We start from the raw sequence: 17049 nt of genomic DNA, 5'->3' as shown, positions 1-17049 counted from the left end.
CAGGAATCGAACCATGAACGATCCACTCGACGATCTCGCCGCCGGCATCGACCCGGCGCGGATGGGCCAGGCCAAGATAGCCATCGATGCCTTCATCGCGGCCTATAACCAGGGCGAGGCCGAACTGATCGATATCCGTGTCGCGGAAGAAACGGCGGTCTGGCAGGTCAACATCGGCCTGCGGATCCCCGCCCCCGAGCTACCGGCACGGCTCGACGAGCTGCCGAAGGACAAGCTGCTGGTGATCGCCTGTCCGCACACCGACCGCTCCAACATGGCGCGCAGTTACCTCGTCGCCCGGGGCTTCAACGCCAAGTATCTGCAAGGCGGCTTGCTCGGGCTGGTCGACCGCCTCAAAGGGGTCGGGGCGCAAGACATCTGTCTCGATCGCGCTGACCCAGGACGAGGCACTTGAACGCCATGATCCGCCCCAAGCGCCGGCGCAACCCGGAAACCACGACGTGCAGACTGGCCGGCTTGGCGTTGCTCTACCGTATCGGAACGTTACCGGGACGATCGCCCGCGCGTCTGCCGGTACTCGCCCTGTATCGGGATGGAACCAACCGCGCGTAACTCGCTATCATCGGGGTCGAACCGGCGCCGCGTCTGGGTCAGGCCATCCGAGAGGCCCAGCGCGCCGCGCTGACCTTGACTGACCTTGAGGCGTGGCGGCAATGAGTCGAACAACGACGGATGGGCGAAGCGATGTGCGAGCGTCGCGATCAACGGCGGCCAATCCGGCCGTCATCCTGGTGCGTCCGCGCATCTACATCGGCGAGGCGCTCTCGATCGGGCCTGGGAAGATCGATCTCCTGCGCCTGATCGGCGAGACCCGGTCGATTTCCGCCGCCGCGCGTGCGCTGAAGATGCCCTACAAACGCGCCCGCTTCCTGATCGAAACGCTCAATGTCGGCTTTGGCCGCCCGGTTGTCGCAACCGCGACAGGCGGCAAGGGCGGGGGCGGCGCGATCCTGACTCCCTTGGGCGAAGCCTTGATCCTCCGCTACGACGCGCTCGAAGCGCGTATCAATGCGTCTGTCAGCGCCGAAATCGAGGCGGTGCGCGCCCTGTCCGACTGATCTTTCGGGGGCCGCGCACGCGGCGTCATTGGGTTTGGCCTCGCTTTTGCCTTAGGATCTTCGTTAGGCTATTATTGACCTAACGCTGTCGGATCCCCGACAATTCGATCACCACCTGCATCGAGGCCAACATGAAAACACTGACGATGGCGCTTGGCGCCTTAGCGCTGAGCGCGAGCACCTTCACCACGCTCGCCGACGAGGTCAAGGTCGCGGTCGCGGCCAACTTCACCGGCCCGATGGAAAAGATCGCCCCCGCCTTCGCGCAGGCGACCGGGCACCAGGCGGTTGTCGCCTATGGTTCGACCGGCAAGTTTTACGCCCAGATCAAGAACGGGGCGCCCTTCGATATCCTGATCGCGACCGATCAGGCGACGCCCCAGCGCCTGGCAGACGAGGGGCTGGCGGTCGCCGACAGCCAATTCACCTACGCCAGCGGCACCCTGGTGCTCTGGAGCACCAAGCCCGGACTCATCGACGACCAGGGGGCAGTGCTCAAGGGCGACGGCTTCCGCCATCTGGCGATCGCCAATCCCAAGGTCGCCGTCTACGGTGCCGCCGCCGTCGAGGTGCTGAACAAGCTGGGTCTCTATGACAGGCTTCAGCCGCGCATCGTCACCGCCGAGAACATCAACCAGGCCCATCAGTTTGTCACCACCGGCAATGCCGAGCTCGGCTTCGTCGCGCTGTCGCAGATCTTTCAGGATGGCGAGTATGCCGCCGGCTCGCACTGGATCGTGCCGGCCGAGCTGCATGCCCCGCTCAAGCAGGACGCCGTGATCCTGAAGCGCGGGAAGGACAACCCGGCCGCCCGGGCATTGATGGAGTTCATCAAAGGCGACCAGGCCCGCGCGGTCATCCTCGCGCACGGCTACGCACTCTAACCCCCAGCAAAGAGAAACCGTCATGCGCCTAACCAAGACACTCCTGCTTGCCACTGCCCTGCTGTTCTCGCTCTCCGCCCAGGCCGAGAAGCTCACCATCGCGGCCGCCGCCGATCTCAAGTTCGCCATGGACGAGATCGTCACCGCCTTCAAACAGGATCATCCCGCTGACCAGATCGACGTCATCTACGGCTCGTCCGGCAAGTTCCACACCCAGATCCAGCAGGGCGCACCTTACGATCTCTATTTCTCGGCCGATATTGCCTTTCCGCGCGCGCTGGCCGAGCAGGGTCACGCCGCCTCCGAGGTCAAGCCCTACGCCGTCGGTCGCATCGTGCTCTGGAGCCCCAGTCTGGACGCCGGCCAGATGACGCTGGAGAGCCTGACCGATCCCGCCATCACCCGCGTCGCCATCGCCAATCCCAAGCACGCCCCTTACGGCAAGCGCGCCGAAGAGGCGCTGCGCTCCGCCGGGCTCTGGGACAAGATCGAGCCCAAGCTGGTCTACGGCGAGAACATCGCCCACACCGCCCAGTTCGTGCAGACCGGCAATGCCCAGGTCGGCATCATCGCGCTCTCGCTGGCGCTCAACCCGGAGCCGGCCGACAAGGGCGGTTACTGGTTGATTCCGGACGATTTGCATGAGCCGCTGGAGCAGGGCTTCATCATCACCGAGCGGGCGGCCAATAACGCGCTCGCCAAGTCGTTCGCCGACTACATGAGCGGTCCCGAGTCGCGCCGGATCATGACCCATTACGGGTTCGTGCTGCCCGGCGAGACCATCGCGCCTTGATGGCTGCCGCCTCCAGTCAACCGATCCGCACCGGCCAGGGCTTCCTGGCCGGCGGACTCATCGGCACCCTCGGCGGGCTCATCGGTCTGGGCGGAGCCGAGTTTCGACTGCCCGTCCTGGTGGGATGGTTCGGGCTCCCGACCCTGGAGGCCATCATCTTCAACAAGGCGATGAGCCTGGTGGTGGTAGCCGTCGCCTTGGTCGCACGCCTGGACAGCATCCCGGTCGGGCAGATGCTGACCCATGCCGGGGTGGCCATCAACCTACTGGCCGGCAGCCTGATCGGCGCCTGGTGGGCGGCGGGTCATGCGATGACGATGTCGCGCCGCTGGCTCGATCGCGTCGTCCTGGTGCTGCTGGTGGGACTCGCCCTGCTGCTGCTCTCCGAGGCCTGGCTCGGACTCGGCGACGGCGCGGCGGTACTGGTCGAGGCGGGCTGGCTGCGCCTGCTCCTGGGGCTTGCCGCCGGATTCGGCATCGGCATGGTGGCCGCCCTGCTGGGTGTGGCGGGTGGCGAGCTGCTGATCCCGACCATCGTGCTGCTCTACGGGCTGGACATCAAACTCGCCGGCAGCCTCTCGCTGGCCGTCAGTCTGCCGACCATGCTCGTCGGCTTCGCCCGCTACAGCCGTGCGGACGCCTTCGCCGTCCTGGGACGCGAGCGGACCCTGTTCGGCACCATGGCGGCGGGGTCGGTCCTCGGCGCGCTGCTCGGCGGACTGCTGCTCGGCTGGGTGCCGGCGCATCTGCTCACGACCCTGCTTGGCGCGATCCTGCTGATCTCCGCCTTCAAGACCTTTCAGCACAACCACTGATTCGAGAGGATGCCATGTTGTTGACCGACAGCGATCTGCAAGCCATCGGACTGACCGTCCGGTTGGCCGGCATCGTGACGCTGATCCTGCTGGTGGTGGGCACGCCCATCGCCTGGTGGCTGGCGCGTACCCGTCACTGGTCGAAGGGACCGCTCGGCGCCGTAGTGGCCCTGCCGCTGGTGCTGCCGCCCTCGGTGCTGGGCTTCTATCTGCTCCTGGCGATGGGGCCGCAGGGTCCGGTCGGGCACCTGACCCAGGCGCTTGGCATCGGTCTCTTGCCCTTTACCTTCTGGGGGCTGGTGGTGGCCTCGGCGTTCTACTCGCTGCCCTTCATGGTGCAGCCGCTGCAAAACGCCTTCGAGTCGATCGGCGAGCGACCGCTGGAGGTCGCGGCCACGCTGCGCGCCTCGCCGCTCGATGCCTTCTTCACGGTGGTGGTGCCGCTGGCCCTGCCGGGCTTCCTGACCGCCGCCATCCTCACCTTCGCCCACACCGTCGGCGAGTTCGGCGTGGTGCTCATGATCGGCGGCAACCTGCCGGGCGAGACGCGCGTCGCCTCGGTGCAGATCTACGATCACGTCGAGGCCCTGGAATATGCCGCCGCCCACCGGCTCGCGGCGGTGATGCTGATCTTCTCCTTCCTGGTGCTGCTGGCGCTCTATGCCTGGCGACCCAATACCAAGAAATGGTCCTGACATGAGCCGTATCCAGGCGCGTTTCCAGCTCGACTATCCGGAGTTCTCGCTTGCCGTGGAACTCGACCTGCCGGGGCGCGGGGTCACCGCCCTGTTCGGTCACTCCGGTTCGGGCAAGACCACGCTGCTGCGGCTGATCGCCGGGCTGATCCAGGTCCGCGATGGCCATCTGACGGTCAATGGCGAGGTCTGGCAGGAGGGCGAGACCTTTCGGCCCACCCACCAGCGCCCCTTGGGCTATGTGTTTCAGGAGGCGAGCCTCTTTCCCCATCTGACCGCACGCGGCAATCTAGCCTATGGAATGAAGCGGGTCGGTAACGCGATGGACCGGCAGGCGCTGGAGCAGGCGGTCGAGCTGCTCGGCATCGCCCATCTGCTCGACCGTCGCCCGCATCAGCTCTCCGGCGGCGAGCGTCAGCGGGTCGCCATTGCCCGTGCGCTGGCGCTGCATCCCAAGCTGCTGCTGATGGACGAGCCGCTCGCCGCGCTCGATCTCAAGCGCAAGCAGGAGATCCTGCCCTATCTGGAGCGGCTGCACGACGCGCTCGACATTCCGGTGCTCTATGTCAGCCACGCGCCCGACGAGGTCGCCCGCCTGGCCGATACCGTGGTGCTGCTGGAGCAGGGCCGGGTGCGTGCCCAGGGCACGGTGACGGAGGTGTTCAGCCGGCTGGATCTGGCGCTCGCCCAGGACCAGGGGGCCAGTACCCTCATCGAATGCACCGTCGCCGGCCACGACGACGAGGATGCCCTGACCCGTGTCACCTTTGCCGGCGGACACCTGTGGCTCGGCCGTCTGCAACGTCCGCTGGGGGCGCGGGTACGGGTGCGCATCCATGCCCGCGATGTCAGTCTCGCCCTCGTCGAGCCCACCAGCTCGACCATTCTCAACATCCTGCCCGCGCGTATTCAGGAACTGCGGGAGATCGAGCCGGCCCAGGTGCTGGTCAAGCTCGCGCTCGGCGAGGCCCAGGACACCACCCTGCTGGCCCGCATCACCCGCCTCTCGGCTAACCGCCTGGGCCTGCAGGTCGGGCTGTCGGTCTTCGCACAGGTGAAGACGGTAGCTTTGATGGACTGAAATCCATGGCGAATCGACCCCTGGTGCTCGTGCGACTCAGGCCCGCGATCCTGGTCGATGCGCGTATGCGCAAGCGCCAGGTTCCCGAGGATCAACGGCATCCGGCCCCGCTGACCATCGGTCTCGGGCCGGGCTTCATCGCGGGTGGCCAGGTGCACCTGGCAGTGGAGACCGCTTGGGGCGAGGATCTCGGACGACTCATTTGAGCAAGGACCGACACGCGACCTCGCCGGGGAGCCGCGACCCATCGCTGGACATGCCCGTGATCGCTATCTTTACGCTCCGGTCGCTGGTCTCTTCGAGACTGATCGCGCCATCGGCGCTCCGGTTGAGCGCGGAGAGGTCGTCGCCCATATCGGTGCGAGCGTGCTGCGCGCCCCGCTCAACGGGTGCCTGCGCGGCTTGACGCATGACCGGGTCATGGTGGCGCGTGGCACCAAGATCGTCGAGGTCGATCCGCGCGGCGATCTGGCCGAGGTCACCGGCATCGGCGAGCGACCGGGCCGCATCGCCATGGGCGTTCTGGCGGCGATTGATCTCCATGCTTTACGTTTCACCAGTGACCATCCATGTGTCCATTGATTCGCATCTTGTTTCCCGTCAAGCCGCGCGGATAGGAAATTCAAGCGCCTCTGCACGCCCAAGGCGGCGTCAGGGCGAGAGGCGAGCGAGGGCCAGAGGGCCGGTCAAGGCGCAACCGAGAACGGTGCGGGCATCTCGAAGGTGTCGGAACGCGCTTCGGCGGGGTTTGGGAGGAGATTTGAGGCGCAGCGGGCAGGCGTGAGATCAGGGGGCGGCACCCTCTGTGGCAGAGGAAGGCGGCTACCGGGAGACGCGCTGATCAAATTCGACGTCGGGCTCGGGCTGCTGGAGGAGGCTCCAGTCCGGCATCGGCTCGGGCGCCTCGCCCAGGCGGGCGGTCCGCGTGCGGGCGAGATCGCGCGCCGGCGAGCGGGCATTGGAGGTCGGCGCCCGGGGCGGCGACCTGACTGCGGTCGGTGAGCCTGTTGCGTCCGCCACCTCAGGCCCGAAGGCGATGGCGGCCGCACGCAGCAGCGCGTTTGGCGCGAGCACGCCATGGTAGCGATGGCGGCGACGGCCTCTGGCGTCAGCTCGAAGGTGTCTGACGCCCAAGATTTTACCACGGGGATTTTGCGAGGTGCCCATAAGTCAAGGGCGCTTTCGCGACACAGACTATCGCATCGCTGGGCGATACTCCTTGCCGATGTGGTTCGAGCGCCCCTGGCGACCGGTCGCACCGCTTATTTCGTTGACGATACAATGCGCGATCCGTGCCGGTATCGCTCCACGACAGACACGCCATCATGACGAAAGGACAAATTCCATGACCCAGTCGCATCTCGATTCCGCGTCCGACCCTCAGGATCTGGATCTCCGCGCCCCGGAGGACCAGGACGACCGACAAGCCGACCGGATCGCCGAGGAGGCGTTCGGCGGCGAAGCCAACGCCGAGCAGACCGGCGCACTCATCACCCGCTTCGTGACTTCCTATGAGCAGAACAAAGATCGGCAGGCGCTCGATGAGTGGCTGACGGCGGAGTTTCGCCGGTATCCGACCCTGTGGCGCGACGAGGCCGAGCTCGAATCCACCGCCCGCGATATCATCGCCACGGTGGAGGCGTCCAATGCCGCTCGGGCTTCGCTCCAGGCACATCTCGACCGGGGCAAAAGCCGCGAGAGCTGGCTGGCCAGGCGCATCCAGGAAGGCGCCGGGATCGCGGGTGTGGCCCAGGTCGGCGACTATGCCGGGCGGATCGACCAGGCGCTTGGCGAGGCCAATCAGCGCTTCCGCGACGCGGTGACGACACGCGCGGGGCACATCAGCCAAGGCGAGACCCTGCACGGTTTCATGGCCGAGGCCGAGGTCGCCAACCGCTTCAATCTCAACGCCCAGGCCAGCCACTCCGGCGTCCGTGCCGAGGTCGTCGGGAGCACCGGCTACAACTCGCCGGATCTGGTCCTGCGCAACGCGAGCGGCGAGGTCATCCCCAACGTCCAGGTCAAGACCTACGCCAACACCGACAATCTCATCCAGAACCTGCGCCGGCACGACTATCCCAAAGGCACGACCCTGCTGGTGCATGAGGATCAGGTCGCCCGGGTGCAAAGCGAGTTTCCGGATCTGAAGGTGACGAGCACGCTGGAGGTCGATGGCGTCAAGGTGGCGATGCCGACCCGTGAGGAGCTGGCGACCATGCGCTACAAGGCGCAGAAAGAGCAGGAGCTGCGCCAGTACGAATGGAACGACGTCAACCGGATCAACATCGTCAAGGGCATCGGCAAGCAGGCGCTTATCGGCGCGACCGTCGCGGCGGGGCTGCAAGGGGCGCGCATTCTCGGGCGGCGGGTCTGGAACCGGCTCCAGGGACGTGAGAATCCGCCGCCCAGTGAGGATCTGAAGGAGTTTTTCCAGAGCTCCATCAAGAGCAGCAAGCATGTCGGCGTGCAGGTCGCAGTGTCCGGGGCGGTCGTCGTCGCGGCCAAGAACGGGTTGCTCGGGACGGTGCTCAAGGGCACTCCGGCCGGCCGGATCACCAGTGCGGTTTACATTGGTCTGGAGAACGCGAAGATCCTGTACAAGCTCGGCAAGGGGGAGTTGACCGGGCCGGAAGCGCTGGATGCAATGGGCACGGTCAGCAGCAGTGCGTTGGGCGGACTCGTCGGCGCGGGACTCGGGATGACCAAGGGCGCGGCCATCGGCGTGGTGTTCGGGCCTGTGGGGGCGCTGGTCGGGGGCTTTGTCGGCGGCGTGGCGGGGGGCATGGCCGGCAGCCCGATCGGCAATGCGCTCTATGCCGGCGGGAAGGTCCTGGCCAAAACGGCAGCAAGCATGCTCAAGACGCTGACCGGCGGACTCAAGGAGGCTGGCGCGGCCGTGCTCAGCAAGCTGAACCCATTGAAGTTGTTCGCATAGTCCATAAACACGCACGATGCCGGCGACAAACTGCTGTTCTCGCATCCGCAGATGGTGCGCGATCTTTATGATCAAGGCATCAACAATTAACGGGATTAACGGGATTCACTCATGAAACTCATCAAGTTCGATCTGCCTATTGATGGCGTAAGAGTCAAAAACGTCGAAGAATTGCGTGAGCATTTCACTCCTGAAATCCTCGATCATTTTCGTAGCGGCCTGCTGGCGAAGTGGCTGTTTTCCCGGAAGTTGCAGGATGAGTTGGAGGCGGTCAAGGCGCTGGAGGGCGCGAAAGATCCGGCGCTGCTCAAGGGGTTGTGCGCGGTGTTTGGCATCGAAGCCGATGATACGGTGATTGCGGCTGTGCTTAACAACCCAACGCCGACATGCGATTTGAATATTTTCGACGCAGTTAAGCAAAGCGAAGAGGGCAAAAAAGTTATCAAACTTGCGGATGTGTTGCCGATTAAACCTGGCGAGCGAAAACTGTTTACGAATTGCTTCCTGGCTATCGATTCGTCTAGTTTGGAAGGCGCGGAATTGATATTAAAATCGAAAAATGGTGTACTGATCTTTAATTCGTGCGAGATTCTTAATCTTATCAATGGTCGTTATGGAGACTTGGGTGATGGAACGGTATTGGATGTTGACACTAACTTGCAATGGATGCGCTTTTCATTAGGACAAGCCTGGGAGAACAATTCTTGTACCGGAGAAGCGGAAAGATACAACTGGGATCAGGCAAATAGCGCGACTGATGAACTCAACAGACAGGGCGGCTATGCTGGACATCGTGACTGGCGGCTACCTTCCATTGATGAGCTGAAAACCCTTGTATATTGCTCTAGCTGTCAGCCTAAGATGTGGAATGATACGGGGGAAGATTGTCAAGGCGATTATCTTAAGCCAACTATTGATCCAATAGCATTCCCAAATTCACCGATTGATGCTTTTTTTTGGGCGTCTTCGTCCGACGCCGACAATCCGGATCGTGCTGTAGCGGCAGTCAGCTTCGATAGTGGAAGATTTGGTGGTTTTTGTAGTAAGAAAGATGGCAATGAAGAGTATATTTATATGCGCTTAGTCCGCAAAATGAGTAATTTTAAACTGTAATTCAAAAAGCTTTTATTATTATCTTTTTGAGATAAATCACCATGACCCAATCACTCCAAGACAGCCTCCGCGCCCACGTCGAATCCCATTACCCGATTCTCTATCTGCTCACCTACGAGGAAGCCGAGGCCGATGCGCTGATCCGCGAGCTGGCCGAGGATCGCAAGATCCTGGAATGGAACATGGCGCGCGGCCTGGTCGATTTCGCCACCAAGCGACCCCAGACCGACTGGTGCGATCTGGCCACGGCGCTCGACACCCTGCTCGACTGGGACGCCCTCAACGACCATGTCATCGTCATCCGCGACGCCCATCTCGGACTGCGCGATCAACCGCTGGCGGTGGCCCGACTCAAAGCCCTGGTCAATCGCGTACTGGCCGACAGCGACGCGGCGGTGACGGTCTTCCTGCTGTCCTCGCAGCTTTTCCTGCCGCCCGAACTGGACAAGTTCATCACCCTGTTCGAGATGCCGCTGCCCGACGAAGCGACCATCCGCCAACTCGTCACCGACTACGTACAAGCCTACGGCTTGAGCACCGACGCCGACGCCATCGCGACGATGGCGCCGGCCCTGCAGGGCTTGACCCGCTATGAGATCGGCCAGTTGATCAATCGCGGCTTCCAGCGCGACGGCAACATCGGACTTGAAGACCTCGACCTCGTACTGACCGAAAAAGCCCAGATCATCCGCAAGAGCGGCACCCTCGAAATGCTCACGGTCAGCGAGCGCCTGGAGGGGATCGGCGGACTCCGCCGGCTCAAGGACTGGCTGAACCAGAAGGCCAGGGTCATGGCTGACTGGCCCGCCGCGCGCGCCTTCGGCATCGAGCCGCCCAAGGGCGTGATGATCGTCGGCATGCCCGGCTGCGGCAAATCCCTGACCGCCAAGGCCACCGCCGCACTCTTCAAGCTGCCGCTGCTCAAGCTCGACATGGGCTCGCTGATGGGCAAGTACGTCGGCGAAAGCGAAGGCAACATGCGCCGCGCCATCCAGGTCGCCGAAGCCGTCAGCCCCTGCGTGCTGTGGGTCGACGAGGTCGAAAAGGCCTTCGTCGGCATCGGCGCCGGCGGCGCCGGCTCCGAGGTCGCCACCCGACTGTTCGGCTACTTCCTGACCTGGATGCAGGACAAGACCAAGCAGGTGTTCGTCATCGCCACCGCCAACGACATCTCGGCCTTGCCGCCCGAGCTGCTGCGCAAGGGCCGCTTCGACGAGATCTTCTACGTCGACTTCCCCGACCGCGAGGAGCGCGTCGAGATCTTCCGCGTCCATCTCCAGAAGCGCGGCAAGCTTTCGGCCAAGATCCAGCTCGACCGACTGGCCCAGGCCACCGAGGGCTATTCGGGGGCCGACATCGAATCCGTGGTCAAGGAAGCCATCGAGCAAGCCTTCGTCGACGGGCGTTCAGCGCTCGACAGCGAGCGGCTCTTGCAGGTGATCAACAACACCCACCCGTTGCGCGAGGTGATGAAGCAGAAGGTGAAGGAGTACGCCGAGCGCTTCGCCGAGATGAAGATCAAGCCGGCGTCCTGAGACCCCAGGCGGCAGGTGTCAAGGTAGTTACGGATAGGAAATTCAAGCGCCTCTGCACGCCCAAGGCGGCGTCAGGGCGAGAGGCGAGCGAGGGCCAGAGGGCCGGTCAAGGCGCAACCGAGAGCGGTGCGGGCATCTCGGAGGTGTCGGAACGCGCTTCAGCGGGGTTTGGGAGGAGATTTGAGGCGCAGCGGGCAGGCGTGAGATCAGGGGGCGGCACCCTCTGTGGCAGAGGAAGGCGGCTACCGGGAGACACGCTGATCAAATTCGACGTCGGGCTCGGGCTGCTGGAGGAGGCTCCAGTCCGGCATCGGCTCGGGCGCCTCGCCCAGGCGGGCGGTCCGCGTGCGGGCGAGATCGGGGGTGGACGCGGCGGCGCACCGATGTGGGTGAGAATCCGCTGATCTTGTACATGTTCGGGATCATCAGCAGCAGCCCCTGCGAGGCGGTGAAGGTGGTCGCCAGGGATCCGCCCTGCAGCGCGCCATGAATGGCACCCGCCGCACCGGCCTCGCTCTGCATCTCGATCACATCGGGGACGGTGCCCCAGAGATTTTTGACCCCCTGTGAAGACCATTCATCCGCCCATTCGCCCATATTCGAGGAGGGCGTGATGGGATAGATGGCGATGACCTCATTGGTCAGGTGAGCGACATAGGCGGCGGCTTCGTTGCCGTCGAGTGTGACCATGATCTGTTTTGACATCGATCTGTCCCGCATGAGTGATGAATAAAGGATGCGGCCGCACCAACTGCCGACGAGAAGCCCGGTATGGTCTGCGCAGGGCGGGGAGCCGTCTGAGTGGGGCAACTATAGCCCGAAATTGTTCATCGTTGGCGATGCCGCTGTCTGGCCGTTCGCGCCAATCGATCTGGCGTCATCGCACGCATTCGGCCTAAAGTGTCCAGCGCGACCCTGACGGATGGTAACGCGAGCAAGCGGATGGTTTCTTCAACTCAGAGATGGACGGTCAGGCAATTTCCTGCGCAGCCATGATGACAACTCTCCTGCAACCCTTACTCGGACTCGGCGTACTGACCGCAAGCGCCTGGCTGTTGAGCGAGAACCGCCGCGCCGTGCGTCCGCGCCTCATGATCGCGGGACTCGGGCTCCAGTTTCTGCTGGCGCTGGCGCTGCTGAAACTGCCGCCGGTTAAGACGGTCTTTCTGAGCCTGAACGGGCTGGTTGCTGGCGGTGCAGCAGGCCACCCAGGCCGGCACCGAGCTGGTCTTCGGCTATCTCGGCGGGGCCGCCGCGCCCTTCGAGACGCTCTATCCGCACAACAGTTTCGTGCTCGCCTTCCGCGCCCTGCCGCTGATCCTGGTCATCAGCGCGCTCTCGGCCCTGCTCTTTCACTGGCGCATCCTGCCGCTGCTGGTGCGCGGATTCGCCTGGCTGCTGCGCCGCACCCTGGGCACGGGCGGACCGCTGGGGCTGGGCGCCGCCGCCAATGTCTTCGTCGGCATGACCGAGGCGCCGCTGCTGATCCGGCCCTATCTGGCCGGCATGTCGCGCCCGGCGCTGTTCGGACTCATGACCTGCGGCATGGCGACCATCGCCGGCACGGTCATGGTGCTCTATGCCAGTCTCATCGGGCCGGTGGTGCCGGACGCCATGGGCCATATCCTGACCGCCTCGCTCATCAGTGCGCCAGCGGCACTGATGATCGCCGGGATCCTGATCCCGGAGACGCAGGAGGCCAGAGACGAGACATCCGTGCGGATCGAGAGCCCGTCACGCAGCGCCATGGACGCCATCACGCGCGGCACCCTGGAGGCGATCCCGCTCTGGCTCAACATCCTCGCCATGCTGGTGGTCATGGTCGCCCTGGTCAGTCTGGTCAACCAGTTGCTCGGGCTGCTGCCGATGATTGCTGGCGAGCCGCTGACCGCGCAGCGTCTGCTTGGCTGGATCATGGCCCCGGTGGTCTGGCTGATCGGCATCCCCTGGCACGAAGCGCCGACCGCCGGCGCGCTCATGGGCATCAAGACCGTGCTCAATGAGCTGGTCGCCTATCTCGAACTGGCGCGCCTGCCGACCGAGACACTGAGCGAGCGCAGCCGTCTCATCATGACCTACGCCCTCTGCGGCTTCGCCAATCTCGGCAGTCTGGGGATCATGATCGGCGGACTGGGCGCCATGGCCCCCGAGCGCCGTGACGAGATCGTCGCCCTGGGACTGAAATCCATCCTCGCCGGGACGCTCGCGACGCTCATGACCGGGGCGGTCGTGGCGATCCTGATTTGACTGAAGATTCAGCGCGGGTACCTCATGCTCCATCGGCGGTGAGACCTGCCCGTGCCGCACTGCGTCCGTCGAATCCAGGGTCTTGGAGAAGATGGCGATGAGGAAGCCCGCGAGTGTCGATAGCCCGACCACGTTGCCGCCCTTGAGGTAGGCCTCGGGCAGCATGGTCTCGGCGATCATGGTCAGCATAGCGCCAGCGGCGAGTCCTTCGACGAAGGCGAAGAGATGGGTGTCACTTTCAGAAGACGACTGCACAAATTTCAGCAGTGCGCTGCACGATGGCAATTGGAGGCTGCTTGCCACATCCTTGCGTGGTTGCTCAGCCAATATCGCATGCGTATAATCACGCGCTTCATCAATTGCGGAGTTCCCAAGTGGGCACTTGTTCGAGTGACAGTAGTCAGCCGGTTTCAATGACCGGCATCCCCTCGGCAAGATAACGCGCAGGTCCCTCTGCCGCTGTCTCGCCGAATGCGAGAGGCGGCAATAGCGTCGCAGCATCCGCTGCACGTGATTCCCCTCCCAGACAACTGATGGGCTGATCGCCCCATGGTGATCGGCTCCGAACATCGCTTGCCGCCATCGGCCGGCGGGCTTGTCGTGTGCATCAGCAACGGTGCCTCGCGATAAGCCGTGCACGCGACAGGGCTTCGCCTCAATCCGAGAGGAGAACGCTGTGCGCATTGCTCGTTTTCGACACCCCGGCCGCTTTGGTGCGGCCTACCCGCCACTCCGGCCAGCCCTGCTCTGCGCAGCGCTGCTGGCTGCCAATACCGGGCCCATGATCGCCGACGACGCACGCATCGTCGAAACCTTGGGCCAGGACCAGGGCAAACCTTTTCATCAACTCGGTTTACGTCATTGGCTGGCGCCGGATCGCGTCCAGCTCGATGCGACCTATGGCAACCGTAACGGCGGCGGGACCGGCGAGCGCTGGTTTTCCATCCGCCTGCGCCTGCTCTCGGTGCCCTTCCTGCCGTGATGTAACGGTTGCGTCATATAGGCTTCATAAACTATGCCCGACCCTGAATATTGGCCGCCTGCCTGAGCACACTTTCACCAGTGTGAAGCGGGCAGGCCGCCCAGGAGAACAAGAATGAACTTCACACTGCTGAAAGAGCTGTTCGCAGGCTTCCTGCGCACCCGGCACCTGGCCCGGCACTTCCGCCGCCTGGCCTTGCTGGACACCCTGGCCCAGACCGGCGTCAGCCGCGAAGTGCCGCCGGCGCTCACCCAGACCCTGGTCAGCGCTGCCACGGCCGAGACCGATGCCCTGCTGCAGCAACTGGACAGCCATGCCGATGGCTTGTCCGAGGCCCAGGCCGAGGCTGTCCGCGCCCGTGTCGGTCTGAACGAGGTTGACCACGAGAAGCCGCTGCCGTGGTGGCTGCACCTGTGGCTGTCCTACCGCAATCCTTTCAATCTGCTGTTGACGCTGCTGGCCGCCATCTCCTACCTCACCGACGATATGGAGGCGACGGTCGTGATCGGCACGATGGTGGTGCTCTCCACCTTGCTGCGCTTCTGGCAGGAGGCCAAGGCCAACAAGGCGGCGGATGCCCTCAAGGCCATGGTCGGCAACACGGCCACGGTCATCCGCCGTGATCCGTCCGCGGATGCTGCGCCCATCTTCGAGCGGTATTACGGCGCGCACATTCACGTCAAAGCCGCACGGCGCGTCGAGGTGCCGATCAAAGAGCTCGTGCCTGGCGACGTCATCGTGCTGTCGGCGGGGGACATGATCCCGGCGGACTGCCGTGTGCTCACCGCCAAGGATCTGTTCGTCGCGCAGGCCGCCATGACCGGCGAGTCCATGCCGGTGGAAAAGTTCGCCACCCAGCGCGACGCCAAGGCGATCAACCCGCTGGAACTGGACGACATCCTGTTCATGGGCACCAACGTGGTGTCCGGCTCAGCCACGGCCGTGGTGCTGGCCACCGGCAACCACACCTACTTCGGCGCGCTGGCCAGCCGTGTCACCGCCACCGACCGCGCGCCCACGGCCTTCCAGTCCGGCGTCAACAAGGTGAGCTGGCTGCTGATCCGCTTCATGTTCGTGATGGCCCCGCTGGTGCTCTTCATCAACGGGTTCACCAAGGGCGATTGGATGGAGGCGCTGCTGTTCGCACTGTCTATCGCCGTCGGTCTGACGCCGGAAATGCTGCCGATGATCGTGACCTCGACGCTGGCCAAGGGCGCGGTCGTCCTGTCGCGCAGGAAGGTCATCGTCAAGCGGCTCGACGCCATCCAGAATTTCGGCGCCATGGACGTTTTGTGCACCGACAAGACCGGCACGCTCACGCAGGACAAGATTTTCCTGGCGCGGCATGTCGATGTCTGGGGGGAAGAGTCCGACGAGGTGCTGGCGATGGCCTACCTCAACAGCTACTACCAGACGGGGCTCAAAAATCTGCTGGACGTGGCGGTGCTGGAGCATGTGGAGGTGCATCAGGAACTGAACCCAGTCCGCAACTTCCGCAAGGTGGATGAGATTCCGTTCGACTTCAACCGCCGCCGCATGTCGGTGGTGGTGAGCGAACGCGAGGATCACCACGAGTTGATCACCAAGGGCGCGATCGAGGAAATCCTCGCCGTCTGCACGCACGTGCGCCACGGTGACGCCATCGAGCCGCTGACGCCGGAACTGCTGAACCGCATCCGCGAAGTCACCGCCGAGTTGAACGAAGAGGGTCTGCGCGTGGTGGCCGTCGCCGCCAAGGAGGTACCGCCAAGCAAGGAAACCTATGGCGTGGCAGACGAGTCGGAACTGACCTTGATCGGCTACGTGGCCTTCCTCGATCCACCGAAGGAATCCACCGCTCCGGCCATCAAGGCGCTGGCCGAGCATGGTGTGACGGTCAAGGTGCTGACCGGCGACAACGAACTGGTCACGGCCAAGATTTGCCGCGAGGTCGGGCTGGATCAGCAAGGCGTGCTGCTGGGCAGCGACATCGAGCGCATGAGCGACAAGGTGCTGGCCGAAGCGGTGGAGAGCCACAACGTCTTTGCCAAGCTCACGCCCGCGCACAAGGAGCGCATCGTGCGGCTCTTGAAAGCCAACGGCCATGTGGTCGGCTTCATGGGCGACGGCATCAACGACGCGCCGGCGCTGCGCACGGCCGACATCGGCATCTCGGTCGATACCGCCGTGGACATCGCCAAGGAAGCCGCCGACATCATCCTGCTGGAAAAGAGCCTGATGGTCCTGGAGGAAGGAGTGCTGGAGGGCCGTCGCACCTTTGCCAATATGCTCAAGTACATCAAGATGACGGCCAGCTCCAACTTCGGCAATGTGTTCTCGGTGCTGGTGGCTTCGGCCTTCATCCCCTTCCTGCCGATGTTGCCGATGCACCTTTTGGTGCAGAACTTGCTGTACGACATCTCGCAGATCGCCATCCCGTTCGACAACGTGGATGAAGAGCTACTGAAGCAGCCGCAGCGCTGGCAGCCTGGCGACATCGGCCGCTTCATGGTGTTCTTCGGGCCGATCAGCTCGGTCTTCGACATCACCACCTACGCCATGATGTGGTTCGTGTTCAGCGCCAACACGCCCGAGGAGCAGACCCTGTTCCAGTCCGGCTGGTTCATCGTCGGCCTGCTCACGCAAACCTTGATCGTGCACATGATCCGCACCCCGAAGATTCCGTTCATCCAGAGCCGGGCCGCCACGCCGCTGCTGGTGATGACGGCGGTGATCATGGCCATCGGCATCTTCCTGCCGATGGGACCGCTGGCGCACTACTTCAAGCTGCAAGCGCTGCCGCCGCTGTACTTCGTGTTCCTGCCGCTCATCCTGCTGGCCTATATGGGACTGACGCAGGCCATGAAGGGCATTTACTTCCGCCGTTACGGCTGGCAATAGGGAGGAGAGC

The 17049-nt window shown here is 63.9% G+C and carries 15 protein-coding genes and 2 pseudogenes; 14 read left to right on the top strand and 3 right to left on the bottom strand.

The window, feature by feature from the left end; all coding sequences use genetic code 11:
• Nucleotides 1-13 precede the first annotated feature (13 nt).
• Nucleotides 14-415 (top strand): rhodanese-like domain-containing protein, encoded by a 402-nt coding sequence (locus tag Atep_RS05665; protein WP_213380687.1) that lies wholly within the window; start codon nt 14-16, stop codon nt 413-415.
• A gap of 89 nt (nt 416-504) precedes the next feature.
• On the opposite strand, the gene Atep_RS05660 is transcribed toward Atep_RS05665, so the two are convergent.
• Nucleotides 505-726, bottom strand: a complete 222-nt coding sequence (locus tag Atep_RS05660; protein ID WP_213381844.1) for a hypothetical protein — start codon at nt 724-726, stop codon at nt 505-507.
• 26 nt (nt 727-752) lie between these two features.
• Here Atep_RS05660 and Atep_RS05655 point away from each other — a divergent pair, with 26 nt between their 5' ends.
• The 7 genes from Atep_RS05655 (at nt 753) to Atep_RS05625 (ending at nt 5553) form a co-directional block, all read left to right on the top strand.
• Nucleotides 753-1079, top strand: a complete 327-nt coding sequence (locus Atep_RS05655; protein ID WP_236786543.1) for a winged helix-turn-helix domain-containing protein — start codon at nt 753-755, stop codon at nt 1077-1079.
• A gap of 131 nt (nt 1080-1210) precedes the next feature.
• Nucleotides 1211-1963 carry a molybdate ABC transporter substrate-binding protein gene (gene modA, locus Atep_RS05650; protein ID WP_213380685.1) on the top strand — a complete coding sequence of 251 codons (753 nt, stop codon included), beginning with the start codon at nt 1211-1213 and terminating at the stop codon, nt 1961-1963.
• A 22-nt stretch (nt 1964-1985) separates the two neighbouring features.
• Nucleotides 1986-2756: a molybdate ABC transporter substrate-binding protein gene (modA, locus tag Atep_RS05645; RefSeq protein ID WP_213380683.1), complete on the top strand. Its 771-nt coding sequence runs from the start codon at nt 1986-1988 to the stop codon at nt 2754-2756.
• Entirely contained in the window at nt 2756-3571 is an 816-nt protein-coding gene (locus Atep_RS05640) for a sulfite exporter TauE/SafE family protein (protein ID WP_213380676.1), read from the top strand. Before modA (Atep_RS05645) ends, Atep_RS05640 begins: the two co-directional genes overlap by 1 nt.
• A gap of 14 nt (nt 3572-3585) precedes the next feature.
• Nucleotides 3586-4266 carry a molybdate ABC transporter permease subunit gene (gene modB / locus Atep_RS05635; RefSeq protein WP_213380674.1) on the top strand — a complete coding sequence of 227 codons (681 nt, stop codon included), beginning with the start codon at nt 3586-3588 and terminating at the stop codon, nt 4264-4266.
• Nucleotide 4267: 1 nt separating this feature from the next.
• A complete protein-coding gene (gene modC, locus Atep_RS05630; RefSeq protein ID WP_213380667.1) occupies nt 4268-5347 on the top strand; it encodes a molybdenum ABC transporter ATP-binding protein in 1080 nt (359 codons plus the stop codon).
• Nucleotides 5348-5352: 5 nt separating this feature from the next.
• Nucleotides 5353-5553 carry a hypothetical protein gene (locus Atep_RS05625; protein ID WP_213380665.1) on the top strand — a complete coding sequence of 67 codons (201 nt, stop codon included), beginning with the start codon at nt 5353-5355 and terminating at the stop codon, nt 5551-5553.
• Here Atep_RS05625 and Atep_RS05620 read toward each other — a convergent pair.
• Complete coding sequence (locus Atep_RS05620; RefSeq protein ID WP_213380663.1) at nt 5546-5890, bottom strand: hypothetical protein; 345 nt, start codon at nt 5888-5890, stop codon at nt 5546-5548. The two genes, Atep_RS05625 and Atep_RS05620, sit on opposite strands and share 8 nt — an antisense overlap.
• 802 nt (nt 5891-6692) lie before the next feature.
• Here Atep_RS05620 and Atep_RS05615 point away from each other — a divergent pair.
• The 3 genes from Atep_RS05615 (at nt 6693) to Atep_RS05605 (ending at nt 10930) form a co-directional block, all read left to right on the top strand.
• Nucleotides 6693-8282 carry a hypothetical protein gene (locus tag Atep_RS05615; protein WP_213380661.1) on the top strand — a complete coding sequence of 530 codons (1590 nt, stop codon included), beginning with the start codon at nt 6693-6695 and terminating at the stop codon, nt 8280-8282.
• 111 nt (nt 8283-8393) lie between these two features.
• Nucleotides 8394-9395, top strand: coding sequence for an Lcl C-terminal domain-containing protein (locus Atep_RS16570; protein WP_236786540.1), 1002 nt, complete (start codon nt 8394-8396; stop codon nt 9393-9395).
• A gap of 41 nt (nt 9396-9436) precedes the next feature.
• Nucleotides 9437-10930, top strand: a complete 1494-nt coding sequence (locus Atep_RS05605; protein ID WP_213380659.1) for an AAA family ATPase — start codon at nt 9437-9439, stop codon at nt 10928-10930.
• 384 nt (nt 10931-11314) lie between these two features.
• On the opposite strand, the pseudogene Atep_RS05600 reads toward Atep_RS05605, so the two are convergent.
• Nucleotides 11315-11635 (bottom strand): annotated as a pseudogene (locus Atep_RS05600) (hypothetical protein); the annotation flags it as partial.
• A 287-nt stretch (nt 11636-11922) separates the two neighbouring features.
• On the opposite strand from Atep_RS05600, the pseudogene Atep_RS05595 reads away from it, so the two are divergent.
• The 3 genes and pseudogenes from Atep_RS05595 (at nt 11923) to mgtA (ending at nt 17039) form a co-directional block, all read left to right on the top strand.
• Nucleotides 11923-13177, top strand: a pseudogene (locus tag Atep_RS05595) (NupC/NupG family nucleoside CNT transporter).
• A gap of 676 nt (nt 13178-13853) precedes the next feature.
• Nucleotides 13854-14159 carry a hypothetical protein gene (locus tag Atep_RS16565; protein WP_236786537.1) on the top strand — a complete coding sequence of 102 codons (306 nt, stop codon included), beginning with the start codon at nt 13854-13856 and terminating at the stop codon, nt 14157-14159.
• Between the two features lie 114 nt (nt 14160-14273).
• Complete coding sequence (gene mgtA / locus Atep_RS05585; RefSeq protein ID WP_213380657.1) at nt 14274-17039, top strand: magnesium-translocating P-type ATPase; 2766 nt, start codon at nt 14274-14276, stop codon at nt 17037-17039.
• The last annotated feature ends 10 nt before the right edge of the window (nt 17040-17049 follow it).

Source organism: Allochromatium tepidum (assembly GCF_018409545.1).
GTDB lineage: Bacteria > Pseudomonadota > Gammaproteobacteria > Chromatiales > Chromatiaceae > Thermochromatium > Thermochromatium tepidum_A.
This window is presented reverse-complemented; position numbering and strand designations above follow the sequence as displayed.

Bases quoted from the DNA above. Each gene is read 5' to 3' on its own strand.
- Atep_RS05665 (WP_213380687.1), top strand. From the start codon at position 14: ATGAACGATCCACTCGACGATCTCGCCGCCGGCATCGACCCGGCGCGG.
- modA (WP_213380685.1), top strand. From the start codon at position 1,211: ATGAAAACACTGACGATGGCGCTTGGCGCCTTAGCGCTGAGCGCGAGC.
- modA (WP_213380683.1), top strand. From the start codon at position 1,986: ATGCGCCTAACCAAGACACTCCTGCTTGCCACTGCCCTGCTGTTCTCG.
- Atep_RS05640 (WP_213380676.1), top strand. From the start codon at position 2,756: ATGGCTGCCGCCTCCAGTCAACCGATCCGCACCGGCCAGGGCTTCCTG.
- modB (WP_213380674.1), top strand. From the start codon at position 3,586: ATGTTGTTGACCGACAGCGATCTGCAAGCCATCGGACTGACCGTCCGG.
- modC (WP_213380667.1), top strand. From the start codon at position 4,268: ATGAGCCGTATCCAGGCGCGTTTCCAGCTCGACTATCCGGAGTTCTCG.
- Atep_RS05625 (WP_213380665.1), top strand. From the start codon at position 5,353: ATGGCGAATCGACCCCTGGTGCTCGTGCGACTCAGGCCCGCGATCCTG.
- Atep_RS05620 (WP_213380663.1), bottom strand. From the start codon at position 5,890: ATGGAGATCAATCGCCGCCAGAACGCCCATGGCGATGCGGCCCGGTCG.
- Atep_RS05615 (WP_213380661.1), top strand. From the start codon at position 6,693: ATGACCCAGTCGCATCTCGATTCCGCGTCCGACCCTCAGGATCTGGAT.
- Atep_RS16570 (WP_236786540.1), top strand. From the start codon at position 8,394: ATGAAACTCATCAAGTTCGATCTGCCTATTGATGGCGTAAGAGTCAAA.
- Atep_RS05605 (WP_213380659.1), top strand. From the start codon at position 9,437: ATGACCCAATCACTCCAAGACAGCCTCCGCGCCCACGTCGAATCCCAT.
- mgtA (WP_213380657.1), top strand. From the start codon at position 14,274: ATGAACTTCACACTGCTGAAAGAGCTGTTCGCAGGCTTCCTGCGCACC.